Genomic DNA, 16,371 nt, shown 5'->3' with positions numbered 1-16,371 from the left:
GCCAATAATTGACAATCTCAAAAACCCGCCCGACCGAGATATTATGGTCAATCCATCGAACATGATATAACAAGTCGATGTAGCGACACTTGATAGAGAACCGTCGATGCACATTTATATTCTTAAGCAGTATTAATAGTCATTAAATCATTCAAGAGGCTTTTTAATTAATGTTAATTTTTTTAGACATTGATGGTGTACTTATTCCTGACAGAAGACATGGAAGATATAACTCTCTAGCAGATATAATGAAATTTAATTCCGATTGCCTTAATCACTTTGAAAATGTCCTCCGTTCCTATCCTAATGCGCGAGTAGTAATTTCATCCTCTTGGAAAGAAATATTCCCCTTCGAGGTAATCCCTCCATTGTTTTCACCAGATATCGCTAGCCGTATTATCGGATTCACCCCTTTCCTCAATCCCAAAAATATTCACCGACACAAATATCTACGACACCAGGAAGTTCTTGAGTATCTTCGACAAAATCAAGCAGAAAACTCACCTTGGGTAGCCATTGACGATATTCCAGAACACTATCCGCCAGATGCGCCAGTTGTGGCTATTGATGATTACAATGGTTTTGACCAGAACTCAGCAAAGATACTTTCAGAATATCTAACTTGATTTCAAAGGTTAGGAAAAAAGTATCGGCATAGAGAGGGTAAATTTGACATGGAAATGAACGTTGGTGACTTTCTGCACCGACTCGATCTCAGGGGACAAGCACTTAAAGGCACCAACCTTGGCGGTGCGGAACTCCGGGGAGCCAACCTGCGAGGCACGGATCTCCGAGAAACCAACCTCAGCGGCGCTATGCTCAGGTATGCAGACCTGATGGAAGCCGACCTCAGCGGCGCTAATCTCAGCGGGGCGGATTTAGCTGAATCATTTCTTAATTTAGCTAACCTCACTAGAGCTGATTTGACTGGGGCTGTCCTCCGAGAAGCTACTCTCGTAGGAGCAGAATTCACGGGCGCAAACCTCAAACAAGCAAGTTTGATCAAGGCTAATTTAGTAGGAGCAAATCTCCACGAAGCCAACTTAACCAGAGCCAACCTTAGCGGGGCGGATTTGCGCGGTTCTCAGTTGAGCGGCGCCATTTTAGACAAGGCCGTATACAACAACCGGACTATCTTTCCCGAAGATATTGATCCGGGTGCAATGGGAGCATTTTTGCTAGCTCCCAATGCTTCGCTCCCTGGCTTAAATCTGGCTATGGTAGATTTGACCGAAGCGGATTTAAAAGGAGCCGATTTGCGGCGGACAAACTTATACCAAGCTATTTTATTTGGCGCAAAACTCGATCGGGCAAACTTAGCAGGAGCCAACCTCAGCGGAGCGGACTTGAGGGAAGCCAGTTTGAGCGGCACGATTTTGGAGAAAGCTGTTTACAGCAACAAGACTTTGTTTTCAGAAGGTATTGACCCCAGTCTGGGCGGAGCTTATTTAATTGCTCCCAATGTATCGCTGCAAGGGGTAAATTTAACCGGAGCCGACTTAAACGGGTCAGATTTAAGCGGAGCTAATTTGAGCGCTTCTAACTTAACTTCGGTAAATCTCAAAAATGTAGACCTCAGCAGAGCTAGCTTAAAAAAAGCTTACCTCAAAGGTGCAAACTTGGAGGGAACTGATTTGAGAGGAGCCGATTTAAGCGGCGCAATTTTACACCAAGTAAACTTGAGTTCTGCTGACCTCCGGGGTGTAGACTTAACAAGGGCTGACCTCAGCGACGCTAATTTAAGGGATGCCGATTTGAGGGAGACAGATTTCACCGGAGCTACTTTGCTGTTCGCTAACTTGAGCGGGGCAGACTTGAGAGGTGTAGACTTGACAAAAGCTGACCTCAGCGGCGCTAAGTTAAACGAAGCCGATCTCCGAAAAGCAGATTTGATGAGAGTAAATTTGGAGGGAGCAGATTTAACTGAGGCCGATTTGAGCGATGCTCATTTATTCCGAGTTAATCTCAGAGGTGCTAACCTAAAAGGTACTAACCTCAAAGGCGCAAGTTTAAAAGGGGTATTTTTGACTGACGCTTATTTGAGCGAAACGGATTTGACCGATATAGATCTGAGTCCGAGTTTTTTTGAATTGCCATTAGAATCGGAATGGTAATTAGTTGACTGTTAACAATCGAAAATCTACAATAAAAAATCGCCGCTCGAAAATTGCTCGATTATTAACAATCTAAAATCTAAAATCTAAAATCTAAAATGGATCGACCGTTAGGCTCTGTTATTCAAGGTTCCCTCAGCAAGGGATTAGAAGTGCGACTGCACGCCGATGTTTCGGTGGAAGATATGAGGGTGGGGAAATTTCTAGTAGTGCGGGGGGTGCGATCGCACTTTTTCTGTATGCTCACCGACGTGTCTCTCGGAACTTCAAGCGCCCGCATTTTATCGAATCCTCCCAATCCCGACGACGATTTTCTGCTCGCAGTGCTAGCAGGTAGCAGCACCTACGGTACGATCGAACTGTCGCCGATGTTGATGTTGACTGCTGAACGAGAAAAACAGCAGGCAATTTTCGACCCGAGGAAAAACGGCGGAGTTCGCGAGAACAAGTTGGCGTTAGGAAATTTGGCTTCTTTTGAGTCACAAAGCGGTGCGGATATTGAGTTGCTGCCGGTCAAAACTATTCCCAGCCACTTTTCGCAGGTGTTTGATGCCAAAGAAAGTGATTTTCGGGCAGTTTTTGGCTGGGAGGATGACCCGTATCGCCGCAATTTTGCGATCGGCAAACCGATTGACATGGACGTTGCTGTGTGCTTGGATTTAGACCGATTTGTGGAACGCAGCAACGGAGTTTTTGGGAAGTCGGGAACGGGAAAATCTTTTCTGACGCGCTTGCTATTGTCGGGAATTATTCGCAAGCAGGCTGCTGTTAATTTAATTTTTGATATGCACTCGGAGTACGGGTGGGAAGCTGTTTCGGAAGGGAAACAGTTCAGCACTGTTAAAGGTTTGCGGCAGTTGTTTCCCGATAAAATTCAGATTTATACCCTCGATCCAGAATCGACAAAACGCCGGGGTGTCCGCGACGCTCAAGAATTATTTTTGAGTTTCGATGAAATAGAAGTGGAAGACATCGCGCTGGTACAACGCGAGTTAAATTTGTCGGAAGCTAGTATCGAAAATGCAATAATTTTGCGAAACGAGTTGGGCAGCAGTTGGATCAATAAGTTGCTGGAAATGAGCAATGAAGATATTTCAATGTTTTGCGAAGAGAAGCGGGGAAATAAATCTTCGATTATGGCTTTGCAGCGAAAATTAGAGCGCTTAAACGACTTGAAATATATTCGGAAACGCTGTCCGAAAAATTATGTGAGTGAAGTTTTGCAGTGTTTGGATGGGGGGAAAAATGTAGTAATTGAGTTCGGTTCGCACTCGGATTTGCTGTCCTATATGTTAGCAGCAAACGTAATTACTCGCCGCATTCACGGCTCTTACGTGCGGAAAGCTGAGAAGTTTTTGCAGAGCAAAAATCCGTGCGATCGCCCGCAGCCATTGGTGATTACCATAGAGGAAGCTCACCGCTTTCTCGATCCGGCGATCGTGCGATCGACTATTTTCGGTACAATTGCCAGAGAAATGCGAAAATACTTCGTAACCCTGCTGATTGTAGACCAGCGTCCCTCCGGCATCGACGGCGAAGTCATGTCGCAAGTCGGCACCCGGATCACAGCTTTGCTAAACGACGATAAAGACATCGATGCTATTTTTACCGGCGTTTCAGGAGGGCAGAGTTTGCGATCGGTTTTGGCAAAACTCGACTCCAAACAGCAAGCATTAGTTTTGGGGCACGCCGTACCGATGCCCGTCGTCGTGCAAACTCGCGCCTATGACGAGCAATTCTACAGAGAAATTGGGGATATTGACTGGCAAGAAATGCCCGACGAACAAGTATTTGCCGAGGCAGAATCTGCTAAAATGGATTTGGGATTTTAACAACAGATCAAACCATTATAAAATCCCTCTTGAGCAGCGTTAATCTGCGTGCATCTGCGGTAAAATAATCTAATTCCTATGTTTTAATAATTAATTCAACACGGCGGTTTTTCTCCCTCCCCACCGGGTTGTCTGAGCCGTCTAAATTATTATTAGGAGAAATCGGTTTAGTTTTGCCGTACCCTTTGGTTTGCATCCGGGTATTCTGCACCTTGAAAACGTTAATAAAATAATATTTTACCGCTGCGGCTCGCTTCTGGGAAAGTTCTAGATTATAGGCATTTTCTCCTTTGTTGTCGGTGTGTCCGTTGATGAATATTTGGGCGTTTTTGTAATGTCTCAGCAGCAGATTGATCTTGGTGAGAGTGGGTTTAGCTTGGGCGCGGACGTTATATTTATCAAAATCAAATAAAATAGTTTCTGGCACATTAATTCTGATGCCTTCAGGTACTTTTTCGGCGTTCAACTCTGTTTCAATGTTTTTGACAGTCTCGGTTGTTATTTGAGTGGGTAGCTGCTCCTCTGTCGCAGTTTGATTAGCGGTGATATTCTCAATTTTTACGGTAGTCTGAGCAATAATTTCAACTTTTACTGTAGTAGGAATAATTGGTATTACTTCTAAGGTTGTAACTGCTGTTGATTCTGATTCAACAGTATCAAGTTTTGCGGATTTACTGGCAGCCAACTGAGAGGATGAGGTCGCGAAAAGCAATGATGAGATTATCGTAGTATTAATCAGTCTAATTAGCTTGGTCATTTCTCAATTACCTCTTAATTGGAATATTGTTGAATAGGGTAATAGAGCTACCCTCATATATAGTGGAATATAGATCCAAAGACTTGGCTTTCGGTTGTAACCAACCTACGAATACAAACTGCCCTTTGAGCGTAGTGCCTGGTTTAATTATAATTTGGGTATTATTGGAGGGAGGTAATAAATTATATCGTTGCCCATAGTTGTCGTAGAGATACATACCATCTTTACCATTAAGCATTACAACTTCCTTGCTACCATTTGTAATCGCCATAGTCACTATAATGCTATCTTCACCAAAGGTAATTTTTGTCAGCCGTCTCCATAGTTGGTTAGTGATAACCCGGATGTCGTAAGTTTGCGTAGGTGGCAGAGAGTTTGTAGGTTTCTGGGCAACCTCTAAACTCGTTTGAGTCGGACTTGGTTTGGGAGATTGAGTCTGAATTGGCGTAGGAGTTGGATTATTGGGTGCGGGCGATGCGGCGGGTTCTTGTGCTATTGGTGTTTGAACGGGAGGTGAAATGGATGGAGTTTGAATTGGCGTAGGAGTTGGGGTATTGGGTGCGGACGCGGCGGGTTCTTGTGCCAATGGGTTTTGCACACAGGCGACACACACCAGCGATAGTAATGCTAATTGTGGGAAATTTTTAGCTTTCATTGCAGCACCCGATCGAGCTTTTGTGCTAATTTTAATAGGGAGTGGTAGCTTTTGTTGCGGGTTGAATCTAGCCTGGAGAATTAGATGAGCTACAAAGTACGCGCGTGCGTAGCTATCCCGTAGGGAATCGCCCTTAAAATCTCTTTAACTAGAAAGTGCGATCGAACGTCCAAAAAATTAGGCCCCAGCTTTGAGTCAGAAGCTTTTCCCCATTCACCCCCTAACCCCTCATCCCTAACTGCCCAAAATTTGCTTAAGCTTAAACATGATCGAGATGATGGAGCCTAGGGGCACAATGAAAGTCAAACAGGGCAACCGCCAGCCTTTATACACCTTGTCGTTACTCGTAGCCGAATAGGATTAGCATATTTAAATCAAAATGTCAATAAATATTTTAAACAGTTACTCGCATTTAATACGGCGATCGAGTTCGGTTATCTCGCATCCCCCCATCTAGGCAGCGAGAAAATTTCAAGCGATGATGGAACAGAGAGCAAAACAAAGCCCTCGAATAGCATGAGTCTGTTTGCATGAGTATTTTGAAGTTGAGTTGCAGTTAAAACTAACAGGGAATTCAAAACCTTAAGGAAAAATGTAGAATCTTGACCTTAAGACAGAGGTTTTTACTCTTTACGATCCTCAAAATTGGGAATAATATTGAGAAAACTAAACTCTTGCTCCACTTCGCCTGGAACTAGCCGTTAAAGCTAGCTAGCTACCGAAAATAGACGGCGATTACTGGAAAATCAAGCACAAAAGTAATCCCAAACAAAAAGCTTCTACCGATCGTCACCGATAAACAAGAGGGGAAACATCCCCTTTGTCGCAGTCTTTATCCCACTTGCAAAAGTGGGACAGGGTATCACCAACTTTTTATCTGTTGTTACAAGGAGTGCAATACTCACCCATGTCCACCACAACCCCCAAAAACAAAACAGTGAAAGCCGATCGCATGGGCAGCCGGCCATACTCCTCAACGGATACGGTTCGTGCCTATCTGCACGAGATCGGTCGCGTACCCCTGCTAACCCGAGAAGAAGAAATTGTTTTCGGGAAGCAAGTGCAGCAAATGATGAAATTAATCGAAGCAAAACAAGCACTTGCTAAAGAATGGCAGCGGGATCTGACAGATCAAGAGTGGGCTGCCGAAATGGAGTTGACCGAACCTGAACTTAGCCGCATCTTACACATAGGGCGGCGGGCTAAGCAAAAGATGATTGAAGCGAATTTGCGGCTAGTAGTGGCGATCGCCAAAAAATACCAGAAACGCAATATGGAATTCTTGGATTTAATTCAAGAAGGTACTCTTGGTTTAGAACGAGGAGTGGAAAAATTTGACCCGATGCGGGGATACAAATTTTCTACCTATGCCTACTGGTGGATTCGGCAAGCAATTACCCGCGCGATCGCTCAACACGCCCGCACCATTCGATTGCCAATTCACATCACCGAAAAACTCAACAAAATCAAAAAAGTGCAGCGGGAACTCACGCAGCAGTTGGGCAGGTCTCCCTCCCCTGGGGAAATTGCCACCGCCCTCGAACTGCACCCTTCCCAGATTCGGGAATACCTGCTGATGGCAAGACATCCAGTTTCTTTGGACTTGCGGGTAGGAGACAACCAAGATACCGAACTGCAAGAACTCTTAGAAGACGAAACGGCATCTCCAGAAAACTACATTACCTCGGAATTGCTGCGGCAAGACCTCGATACTTTGATATCAGAACTTACCCCCCAGCAGCGAGATGTCATAATTCTGCGCTTCGGTTTGGAAGACGGCACCGAAATGTCTCTGGCGAAAGTCGGAGAACGGTTAAATCTCAGCCGGGAACGGGTGCGGCAGCTAGAACATCAAGCCCTCGCCCACCTGCGCCGCCGCCAATCTCAAGTCCGAGAATACTTGGCTAGTTAGTCACTAAAAAAGTTGAGATTTTTCCCAAAAATCTCAACTTTTTTTTCGTGTTGGCGCTGCTGGGAAGGATACTTTTATACCAGTTCAAAAAAAGAATGCAACTGTAGGCCCGTGCTCCAAACCCTTATGGAATAGGTCACGCCAAATTATTCAATTCTTTAATCTAAAATCTCAAATCTAAAATGGTATTATTGGACGGGTCGATCGCCCGATCGGGGCGGACGCAAAATTGGTCAAAACTAATCTTAGATTTATGTTCAGGCATCGGGCGGGCGATCGTTCCTTCAAGTTAATAGCCAAAATTAAGCCAAATACCCGGTTTCTCTACGATCTTGGTGAAAATGGTACAAGAGGCGCTTGGAACCAGCTATTTTAAATTTTGGGGTCTGGAGTGGTTTTGACTTATTTGATATTGACAGGAAGTTTAGAAGCGATCGCGATCGTGCTTGCTCTCTCGCCCGGTAACTTCAGCATCGCATTCCCCGCAGGGCGGGCACACGACTCGGACATCAAATCCGGCGTTTTAAGCTCGCAATCCCCGCCAAATCCTCCGCCAGATACAGCTAGCATAGGTTTAGCAGATGGCATTTACCTCTACGGTCAGTCGAGCAAGCCAGAGGAAATTAAACAAGAATATTTGGTATTTGAAATGCGGCAGAGTAAGGTAGTCGGCGCTTTTTACCTGCCTCGGTCTGCTTTTTACTGTTTTTACGGCACCAGCGATCGAACTCAGTTAAATTTAACAGTAGTGGACACTTACGACGGCAGTCGCTCTCCCTACTCGGTAAACCTGCAACAGTATTACCCAATTTCCACCATCAGCGACAACGATCATCGCATCTTGGGTCTTTGCACGGAATCTCACAAAGAGCAAGTGTGGGAAAAGTAGGAAACACGCGCTGCGCCACCAGTCAATAGATTTTAGATTTTAGATTTTAGATTGTAGATTTTAGAATTGAAGAAAGCAACCCCACTGATACATCGGGTGCCCCCGGACTAAATTGCTTTCGGTCAGGGTTCACGACGGTTCAGGAAACAGTAGTAAAATTGCTCCTGAGTTTGAGAATTTCGGACGGACACCACACACATGGCACAATGAAACTGCGTCGAAAAACACTATCGATCATTGGCATTACCATCGCTGGACTGACTAGCATTCTGTATGTCGCCTCCTCAAGCATCCTCTTGGGCAGCCTGATCAAAGCAGAGGAACAAGAAGCAACACAGGTTGTCAAGGGAGTGCTCAGTGTTTTCGGGCAAACCGCAGATGACTTCAACTCGCGCTTTGCCGACTGGTCGTCCTGGGACGACACCTACGATTTTATCCAAAACCGCAACTCAGAATTCATTGCCTCTAATTTAGTTCCAGAAGGGCTGGCTAATATAAGAGTTAATATAGCCATATTTGTCAATAATTCTGGCAAAATAGTTTACGGTACGGGTTTAGACAGCCAAAAGCTGAAACTAACGCCTGTTCCAGAAGCATTAAAACGGCGCATTTCTCTCAGCGACCCGCTGTTGCACCACCCCAACGCCAAAAGCAGCCTCGCTGGTATCATGCTGCTACCGTCAGGGCCAATACTGATTACTTCCCGGCCTATTCTCACCACTAAAAGCACTGGCCCGATCCGAGGTACGCTGATATTCGGGCGCAATTTGGATGCTACGGGCATTGCAAAGGTTTCTAAAATTACTCGCTTGCCGCTAATCGTACACAGCGTGAATGAGGCTAGGTTGCCTGCAGACTTCCAGAAAGCGCGGGAGAAACTGTCGGAAAAAAAACCGATTTTGGTGCGTCCTTTAAGCGAAGAGTCGATCGCGGGTTACGCTTTGATCAGGGATATTTACAACCAACCTGCGCTGCTATTGCGGGTGGATATCCCCAGAGAAATATACCGGCAAGGTCAAATTAGTTTGCTGTACCTGCTGGTGTCTGTAGGGTTAGCGGGAATTGGGTTGATCGGCTGCACTCTGCTGCTGTTAGAGCGTCTGGTGCTGTCTCGGTTGAGCAGTTTGGCCAAAGCAGTGAACCGCGTCAGCAGCAGCCAAGACCTGTCGGTGCGACTGCCGGTGACGGGCGAAGACGAGTTGTCCGACCTTGCCCATACTATCAACGGAATGTTGAGTGCGATCGCCCAAGCCGACAGCGAACAACTTGAGGAAAAAGCCCGCTACAGAGCCGTAGTCGAGCAAGCTACAGATTGCATATTCCTGTGGGACGCTCAAACCAAACGCCTTTTGGAAGCCAATACAGCGTTTAGAAACTTGCTCGATTACAGTCTTGATGCGATTTCGCAACTGACTATTTACGATATCATCGCTTACTCTAAAGACCTAATTGACAACAATATTGAGTTGCTGCTGGCGGACAAAAAATTCAGAATTGGCGAAGTTCTCTACCGCCGCCGAGACGGTTCCTGCGTGGACGTGGAAGTAAGCGGGAGCGTGATTTCCTACGGCGGCCGCGAGATTATTTGCACGGTTGTCCGCGACATTACCGAGCGCAAACAAGCCGAAGCCGAACTGCGAGCCTCGGAAGAACGCTACAGACTTTTGTTTAAAAATAACCCCCATCCAATGTGGGTTTACGATTTAGAAACTCTGGAATTTATAGCCGTCAATCAGGCTGCTATCCAACACTACGGCTACACTCGCGACGAATTTCTCAAGATGACCGTTGCGGACATTCGTCCCCCCCAAGAGATGCCGAGATTGATAGAAAATATCTCTCCAGTAGATGCCGGTATTGAGTTTGCAGGTGTGTGGCAGCACCAGAAAAAAGACGGAACAATTATTGATGTAGAAATTACTTCTTATGCTCTGGTATTTGATAGTAGAAATGCTGAATTAGTGCTGGCTCACGACGTAACCGACCGCTTGCAAGCCGAGGCAGAACTCTACAAGGCAAAGGAAGCTGCAGAAGCAGCTAATTTGGCTAAAAGTCAGTTTTTGGCTAACATGAGCCACGAACTGCGAACTCCTCTGAATGCGATTATCGGTTACAGCGAGATCCTGCAAGAAGAGGCTTTAGATTTGGGCGAAGAAACTTTTGTCTCGGATTTGGAGAGAATTCACAATTCAGGCCAGATTTTACTTTCCTTAATTAATGATATTCTCGACTTGTCGAAGATTGAAGCCGGTCACGCGGAACTTGAATTAGAAACTTTTGACGTGTCGGAGGCAGTTCAAGATGTAGCCAGAACTGTTGCACCGCTATTTTTGCGAAACACTAATCGCCTGAATGTGGAGTGTCCTAATAATCTTGGCGAATTGTACTCCGATAAAATTAAGTTGACTCAAATTTTGTTTAATTTGCTCAGTAATGCAGCTAAGTTTACTCATAAAGGGACAATTACACTCAGCGTTGAAAGAATTAAAAATGACGAGAATAGTGGGGGTTCTGAACGGTTAATTTTTAAGTGTACTGATACGGGGATTGGGATTACTCCTGAACAGCTACAAAAGTTATTTCAACCTTTTACGCAAGCTGATGCTTCGACTACCCGCAAGTACGGAGGTACGGGTTTGGGTTTGTCAATAGCGCAGAAATACTCTCAGATGCTGGGGGGAGAAATTACTGTCAATAGCGAGTTTGGCAAGGGATCAACTTTTACTCTGATTTTGCCAGCATAGATCAATTTTAGATTTTAGATTTTAGATTTTAGATTTGGTAAAAAGTCCTGACTAGAAACAATATAAATACGGTTTGTCGTCAGGGGAGCATCTCAGTTTTGTAAAAAGCATTTTTTTTATTGTAGTGCGAGCGTCCCCGCTCGCGTATTGTACAATACGCGAGCGGGGACGCTCGCACTGTAAATGCAAAACTGAGATGCTCCCGTAGTCAGGGCTTCAGTCCACTCCCAATCAGCTTTTAGCTAATTAGGACTAAACTCTTGAATACCAACAACATTAATACTCAATACCTGCTTGAGCTTTAATGCCTTGTTCTCGGAATGGATGCTTAACTAAAGTCATTTCTGTCACCAAGTCTGCCCGTTCGATTAGCGCTGGCGGGGCGCCTCGGCCTGTTAAAATAATGTGGGTTTCTTCTGGTTTTTGGTCTAAGCCGGAAAGCACTTGCTCGACTTGCAAATAACCTAGTTTTAATGCTATATTGACTTCATCTAGAAGAACTAATTTAAATTCGGGATTGCAGATAAAAGTTAGGGATTTTTCCCAGGCTTTTTGAGCTGTTTCGATATCTCGATCGCGGTCTTGCGTGTCCCAGGTAAAGCCTTCTCCCATTGCGTGAAATTCTAGCTGTTTTTCCCAGAGTTGAAAAACGGCTTTTTCTGCGGGTTCCCAAGCTCCTTTGATAAATTGTACTATGGCGACGCGGTATCCGTGACCGAGCGATCGCACAACCATTCCCAAGGCAGCCGTGGTTTTGCCTTTACCGTTACCCGTATTGACTATAATTAAACCTTTTTCTTTGGAAGAGTTAGCGATTCGCTGTGATTGCACTTCTTGGCGCCGCTGCATTTTCTGTTTGTGTTGTTGGGCTGTTAAGCCAGTGGTTGCAGTGGTTTCTGTATTGGTTTCCATTTGATTTTTTTTAACCGCAGATGAACGCAAATAAACGCTGATAGATGCAGGATGTCTAGTTATTGCCACAGTGTTTTCAAGTTTAGCACGAAACCGGGCAAAACATCTTCTCCTGAAAGTTCTGTTGGACATTCCAAAACTTCTATTTCTTGTCCTTGGCGATAGATTTCGACTCTCCGGGTTTTGCGGTTGATTAACCAGCCTAATTTTACTTGGTTATTCATGTATTCTTGCATTTTGTCTTGAGTATCTTTGAGGCTGTCGGTCGGCGACATTAACTCTAAGACAAAATCCGGGGCAATGGGAGGGAATTTTTGTTTTTGTTCGGGAGTGAGTGCATCCCATCTTGATTTTTCGATCCAAGAGACATCGGGAGAACGGTTTGCACCGCTTGGCAGTTTGAAGCAAGTTGAAGAATCGAAACAAATTCCCAGTTTAGTTTGTCGATTCCAAATCACAAAATCCGCATTAATTTCTGAATTGTAATTTCCGGTTTCTCCTCCTGTGGGTGGCATGACGATTATTTCTCCTTTGGCGTTGCGTTCAAATTTGACATCGGGGTTTTCGCGGCACAGTTGATAAAATTGGTCGTCGGTTATTTTGGCGATCGAGTTGAAGTTGATGGTAACTGCTAGCATGGTATTTTATCAGGATGCGTTGAAATTTTTAAGCCAGATAATGTATATGAATGCGGCTCAATGCCGAGGGATGCAGATGCTGTAAATATTATTGAGGGAGGAAGAAGGATTTAATTTGTAGTTTTTGGGAAGCAATTGTGATATCATTATATCATATACTTATAACTAGCTCTCAATATTTTTATAAAAAGCTTTGTGCAGGAAACACTTACAGACATACCAATAATAAAATGCAATGTTGATTTCGCTAAATAGTTTAGGTACTCCCTCTAGTAAACTGGAGAATATTTTGTTTTTTAAATGCAGGGAATCCACGCCGATCGCAAAAAACAACAAGCCTACACCCGCTAACAATATTTGGTAAGGAGTTAACTGTAGTTCTCGCCGAAAAAACCATCCGTAGGAGGACAAAACCACGGCGTATAAAAGACTTACTCCTAGCTTAGGAATTCCCCCTGCTACCATATATATATGAATTCTGTAAATTTCATTTAGTAAAAATCCACCTGTTAACAAAGCCGAAAACAAAATAAATCGATTTTCTGAAGTGCGCGGTTGAATACTTTGAGCTAATTTATAGGTGAAAGTACAAACAATGACGGGTACAGAACATAAAAGCTGGAAAGTCCGAGTTAACAAGGCGACATTGGGATGGGAATAAGAATAAGGCGGAAAGAATAAATCGCTGACTTTTAACCCGGAAAGTTGAGTAAAAACTATCAGGATAGCCACCACAAATAAGGATAAACAATTGAGCCTAACAACCAAACGAGAAATAGTCATAAGCAATTAACACCAAAAATTAGGTTTACTGCCCAAATCAAAAAAAATTATATCACCAATATCTCTGGATATTTTGCTAAACTTAATCAGGAGTGTTATCAAAACAAGGAGACAGTCATGCTGTCAGTGAAAGAAGCAGAATCGATCGTTCTAAATTTGGCGCAACCCCTCGACAGTCAGGGGGATGTAGAAACTGTAGACTTGCTGGCAGCATCGGGGCGCATTTTGGCGGCACCCGTCACTGGTTCCCTGGATTTTCCTTATTGGGATAATTCAGCAATGGATGGGTACGCGGTGCGGTTTGCTGATGTGGAAAACTGTAGCGCCGAAAAACCAGTGGTACTCGAAGTAGTTGAGGAAATTCCAGCCGGATATCAGCCTCAAAATACCGTCCAATCGGGGCAAGCGGCGCGAATTTTTACGGGTGCTATGATGCCAGCGGGTGCTGATACAGTGGTAATGCAGGAAGAAACAAGGCGTGAGGGCGATCGTATTTTTATCTTAGTTTCTCCTGAAAAACCGCAAGCATTTGTCAGACACAAAGGCGCTTTTTATCAAGCAGGAACAACTTTGCTAACTCCGGGTACAGTTATCAACGCCCCAGAAATGGCGGTGTTAGCAACTGCCCAGTGCATTCAAGTTCCCGTTTATCGGCGGCTGCGGGTGGCAATTTTTTCTACGGGTGACGAATTGGTATCGCCAGACGAACCTTTGTCACCGGGGAAACTGGTAGACTCGAATCAGTATGCTTTGACAGTTTTGTTGGCGCAAATGGGATTTGAACCGATTCGATTGGGCATTGTTCCTGATAATGAAGAAGCTTTAAACAAGGCGATATCCGGGGCTGTGGCTACGGCGGATGTGGTGCTTTCTACGGGCGGCGTCTCGGTAGGAGACTACGATTATATTGAGAAAATATTGGGGGATTTGGGAGGAAAAGTTCACATTAGTTCTGTGGCGATTAAGCCGGGGAAACCTTTAACGGTTGCTGCGTTTAAACGAGGTGAAAAAAATGATGATTCGCCGAGTTTGAGTTCGGATTGTCTCTATTTTGGTTTGCCGGGAAATCCGGTTTCAGCTTTAGTCTGCTGTTGGCGTTTTGTTGTGCCTGCTTTGAGAAAGATGTCTGGGCTGGGCCCGGATGCTTGGGGGCCGGAGTTTCTCAAAGCTAGGTGTAATGCTGAATTGCGATCGCCCGGCCGGCGCGAAACTTATGTTTGGGGTAAACTACATTTAGTTGCGGGAGTCTGGGAATTTGAACCTGCTAGCGGCAGCCAAAATTCAGCGAATTTAATTAACCTCGCCAATACGAGTGGTTTAGCAGTTTTGCCACCAGGGGACACCTGGATTGTACCGGGCGAATTCGTTGAAGTTTTAAAAGTTAGTCATTAGTTAGTTGTTATTGGTTATTTGTTATTGGTTCGGTATAAGTTCATGTAAAATATTAACAACTAAGTAATCTTCCTTCTTCGGACTTCCATCGGACTCACATCCGTTACATCCGTTACATCCGTTACACAATCCGTTGCCGAACTTCCATCGGACTGACATCCGTTACATTCGTTACATCCGTTACATCCGTTACATCCGTTACATCCGTTACACAATCCGTTGCCGAACTTCCTTCCTATTATGAGAATTTTAATTGTTGAAGACGATCCGATGATGCAACTGGGATTAGAGCAAGTTTTAGCCGATTCCCCAGAAATAGAAATAGTAGGACAAGCAGAAGACGGCTATTTAGGCGTAGCAGCCGCACTGAAACTCAAACCTGATATTATTGTAATGGATATCGGTTTGCCGCGGCTCGACGGCATAGCAGCGACGCAGCAAATTAAAGCACAACTGCCAGAAGTTCGAGTAGTAATGTTAACTTCTCACACGGCAGAAACTGAAATTATTGCTGCCCTTTCTAGCGGTGCTGATGCTTATTGTATTAAAGGTGCTTCCGTTGACAGGCTGTTAGCAGCGATTGCAGCCGCAGCAGAGGGCGCTACATATCTTGACCCTCAAATTGCCCGGACTGTCATCGAACACCTGAAACCGCCGATACCTGCCTCTACAACTACTTTTGGTCAGTTGTCGCAGCGGGAATTGGAGGTGTTAAAATTAATGGTGGAAGGTAACAGCAATCCCGAAATTGCAGCGGCGCTTTACTTGAGTCCAAATACTATTAAAACTCACGTTCGCGGTATTATGAATAAGTTGGCAGTCGATGACCGCGTGCAAGCAGCAGTTGTAGCGCTGAGAACGGGATTGGTGTAAAGAAGTCAGTAGTCAGTAGTCATTAGTCAGTAGTTATTTGTTGTTTGCTACCAATGCCCGATGCCCTGTTTGGCCGATGCCCGATGCCCAATGCCCAATTCCCAATTCCCAAAAAGTTTATGTCTGAGTGGATAGAAATCGGTAAAATTGTAGCAGCTCAAGGTTTGGACGGGGAAGTGCGAGTCTATCCCGATTCGGATTTCCCGGAAAGGTTTATCGAACCGGGGAAGCGGTGGATTTTGCGCCCTAACAAAAGTGAACCGGAACCGATCGAGTTTTTGGGCGGTCGCTACATTCCGGGCAAAGGGCTGTATGCTGTAGAGGTAGAGGGTGTGGAAGACCGCGATAGTGCTGAGGCGCTGCGGGGCTGTAAGTTGTTTGTTGAAAAGACCGATCGACCTTACCTCGAACCTGATGAGTTTTACGTCCAAGATTTGATCGGTATGGAAGTTTTTAACCAGTTAACCGGGGAAATCCTAGGCAAGGTAAGTGATATTATTCCCGCAGGTAACGACCTTTTAGAAGTAGAAACGAATCTAACTGCGTCGGAAACTGTCACCGCAGAATTAGAAAAGCCAAAACAGCCTGAAACTCCCCAAGCAAACGCTGACCCCAGAAATACCCGCAAACCACGGAAAATTCGCGTTAAAGAGCCTAAATCAACAAAAATATTGATTCCTTTTGTGGAAGAGATTGTGCCAGTTGTTGACTTAGAACAAGGCAGAATTGAAATTGTGCCTCCTCCTGGTTTGTTGGAATAATATCATGTCCGGTCAAGCGACCGGATATGATATTAGGAGCGCGAATTAAATAACTTACAATTTTAATTGTTATTGTGGGATGGGCGTCCCGCCCGTCCTTTTTGGACGG

The 16,371-nt window shown here is 44.9% G+C and carries 14 protein-coding genes; 9 read left to right on the top strand and 5 right to left on the bottom strand.

The window, feature by feature from the left end; genetic code table 11:
• Positions 1 to 170: 170 nt before the first annotated feature.
• The 3 genes from QT992_RS26785 (at position 171) to QT992_RS26775 (ending at position 3,946) form a co-directional block, all read left to right on the top strand.
• Positions 171 to 626 carry an HAD domain-containing protein gene (locus QT992_RS26785; protein ID WP_333316485.1) on the top strand — a complete coding sequence of 152 codons (456 nt, stop codon included), beginning with the start codon at positions 171 to 173 and terminating at the stop codon, positions 624 to 626.
• Between the two features lie 48 nt (positions 627 to 674).
• Positions 675 to 2,114: a pentapeptide repeat-containing protein gene (locus QT992_RS26780; RefSeq protein WP_333316483.1), complete on the top strand. Its 1,440-nt coding sequence runs from the start codon at positions 675 to 677 to the stop codon at positions 2,112 to 2,114.
• A 98-nt stretch (positions 2,115 to 2,212) separates the two neighbouring features.
• A complete protein-coding gene (locus QT992_RS26775) occupies positions 2,213 to 3,946 on the top strand; it encodes an ATP-binding protein (RefSeq protein WP_333314476.1) in 1,734 nt (577 codons plus the stop codon).
• 76 nt (positions 3,947 to 4,022) lie between these two features.
• Here the strand turns inward: QT992_RS26775 and QT992_RS26770 are convergent, their stop codons facing one another.
• Together QT992_RS26770 and QT992_RS26765 are read right to left on the bottom strand one after the other, a co-directional pair.
• On the bottom strand, positions 4,023 to 4,703 hold the full coding sequence (locus tag QT992_RS26770; RefSeq protein WP_333316481.1) for an OmpA family protein: 681 nt from the start codon (positions 4,701 to 4,703) through the stop codon (positions 4,023 to 4,025).
• A 7-nt stretch (positions 4,704 to 4,710) separates the two neighbouring features.
• On the bottom strand, positions 4,711 to 5,358 hold the full coding sequence (locus tag QT992_RS26765; RefSeq protein ID WP_333378159.1) for a hypothetical protein: 648 nt from the start codon (positions 5,356 to 5,358) through the stop codon (positions 4,711 to 4,713).
• Between the two features lie 907 nt (positions 5,359 to 6,265).
• Here QT992_RS26765 and QT992_RS26760 point away from each other — a divergent pair.
• The 3 genes from QT992_RS26760 (at position 6,266) to QT992_RS26750 (ending at position 10,903) form a co-directional block, all read left to right on the top strand.
• Positions 6,266 to 7,270, top strand: a complete 1,005-nt coding sequence (locus QT992_RS26760; protein ID WP_333146357.1) for an RNA polymerase sigma factor, RpoD/SigA family — start codon at positions 6,266 to 6,268, stop codon at positions 7,268 to 7,270.
• Positions 7,271 to 7,661: 391 nt separating this feature from the next.
• Positions 7,662 to 8,159, top strand: coding sequence for a hypothetical protein (locus QT992_RS26755; protein WP_333340632.1), 498 nt, complete (start codon positions 7,662 to 7,664; stop codon positions 8,157 to 8,159).
• Between the two features lie 206 nt (positions 8,160 to 8,365).
• Positions 8,366 to 10,903 carry a CHASE4 domain-containing protein gene (locus QT992_RS26750; protein WP_333340634.1) on the top strand — a complete coding sequence of 846 codons (2,538 nt, stop codon included), beginning with the start codon at positions 8,366 to 8,368 and terminating at the stop codon, positions 10,901 to 10,903.
• Between the two features lie 276 nt (positions 10,904 to 11,179).
• Here QT992_RS26750 and cobO read toward each other — a convergent pair whose 3' ends face one another.
• From cobO to QT992_RS26735, 3 genes are all read right to left on the bottom strand, one after another.
• Positions 11,180 to 11,815, bottom strand: a complete 636-nt coding sequence (cobO, locus tag QT992_RS26745; protein WP_333103560.1) for a cob(I)yrinic acid a,c-diamide adenosyltransferase — start codon at positions 11,813 to 11,815, stop codon at positions 11,180 to 11,182.
• Between the two features lie 59 nt (positions 11,816 to 11,874).
• Positions 11,875 to 12,453 (bottom strand): Uma2 family endonuclease, encoded by a 579-nt coding sequence (locus QT992_RS26740; RefSeq protein WP_333342974.1) that lies wholly within the window; start codon positions 12,451 to 12,453, stop codon positions 11,875 to 11,877.
• Between the two features lie 165 nt (positions 12,454 to 12,618).
• Positions 12,619 to 13,236 (bottom strand): hypothetical protein, encoded by a 618-nt coding sequence (locus tag QT992_RS26735; protein WP_333342975.1) that lies wholly within the window; start codon positions 13,234 to 13,236, stop codon positions 12,619 to 12,621.
• A gap of 117 nt (positions 13,237 to 13,353) precedes the next feature.
• Between QT992_RS26735 and QT992_RS26730 the strand changes: the two genes are divergently transcribed.
• The 3 genes from QT992_RS26730 (at position 13,354) to rimM (ending at position 16,262) form a co-directional block, all read left to right on the top strand.
• Positions 13,354 to 14,628, top strand: coding sequence for a molybdenum cofactor synthesis domain-containing protein (locus tag QT992_RS26730; protein WP_333342976.1), 1,275 nt, complete (start codon positions 13,354 to 13,356; stop codon positions 14,626 to 14,628).
• Between the two features lie 240 nt (positions 14,629 to 14,868).
• Entirely contained in the window at positions 14,869 to 15,501 is a 633-nt protein-coding gene (locus tag QT992_RS26725; protein WP_006632834.1) for a response regulator, read from the top strand.
• Between the two features lie 119 nt (positions 15,502 to 15,620).
• Positions 15,621 to 16,262, top strand: a complete 642-nt coding sequence (gene rimM / locus QT992_RS26720) for a ribosome maturation factor RimM (protein ID WP_333342977.1) — start codon at positions 15,621 to 15,623, stop codon at positions 16,260 to 16,262.
• Positions 16,263 to 16,371: the final 109 nt, after the last annotated feature.

The sequence above is a fragment of the Microcoleus sp. T3_D1 genome, assembly GCF_036700405.1.
Taxonomy (GTDB): Bacteria; Cyanobacteriota; Cyanobacteriia; order Cyanobacteriales; family Microcoleaceae; genus Microcoleus.
This window is presented reverse-complemented; position numbering and strand designations above follow the sequence as displayed.

Bases quoted from the DNA above. Each gene is read 5' to 3' on its own strand.
- cobO (WP_333103560.1), bottom strand. From the start codon at position 11,815: ATGGAAACCAATACAGAAACCACTGCAACCACTGGCTTAACAGCCCAA.
- rimM (WP_333342977.1), top strand. From the start codon at position 15,621: ATGTCTGAGTGGATAGAAATCGGTAAAATTGTAGCAGCTCAAGGTTTG.
- QT992_RS26730 (WP_333342976.1), top strand. From the start codon at position 13,354: ATGCTGTCAGTGAAAGAAGCAGAATCGATCGTTCTAAATTTGGCGCAA.
- QT992_RS26740 (WP_333342974.1), bottom strand. From the start codon at position 12,453: ATGCTAGCAGTTACCATCAACTTCAACTCGATCGCCAAAATAACCGAC.
- QT992_RS26780 (WP_333316483.1), top strand. From the start codon at position 675: ATGGAAATGAACGTTGGTGACTTTCTGCACCGACTCGATCTCAGGGGA.
- QT992_RS26735 (WP_333342975.1), bottom strand. From the start codon at position 13,236: ATGACTATTTCTCGTTTGGTTGTTAGGCTCAATTGTTTATCCTTATTT.
- QT992_RS26785 (WP_333316485.1), top strand. From the start codon at position 171: ATGTTAATTTTTTTAGACATTGATGGTGTACTTATTCCTGACAGAAGA.
- QT992_RS26775 (WP_333314476.1), top strand. From the start codon at position 2,213: ATGGATCGACCGTTAGGCTCTGTTATTCAAGGTTCCCTCAGCAAGGGA.
- QT992_RS26725 (WP_006632834.1), top strand. From the start codon at position 14,869: ATGAGAATTTTAATTGTTGAAGACGATCCGATGATGCAACTGGGATTA.
- QT992_RS26770 (WP_333316481.1), bottom strand. From the start codon at position 4,703: ATGACCAAGCTAATTAGACTGATTAATACTACGATAATCTCATCATTG.
- QT992_RS26760 (WP_333146357.1), top strand. From the start codon at position 6,266: ATGTCCACCACAACCCCCAAAAACAAAACAGTGAAAGCCGATCGCATG.
- QT992_RS26750 (WP_333340634.1), top strand. From the start codon at position 8,366: ATGAAACTGCGTCGAAAAACACTATCGATCATTGGCATTACCATCGCT.
- QT992_RS26765 (WP_333378159.1), bottom strand. From the start codon at position 5,358: ATGAAAGCTAAAAATTTCCCACAATTAGCATTACTATCGCTGGTGTGT.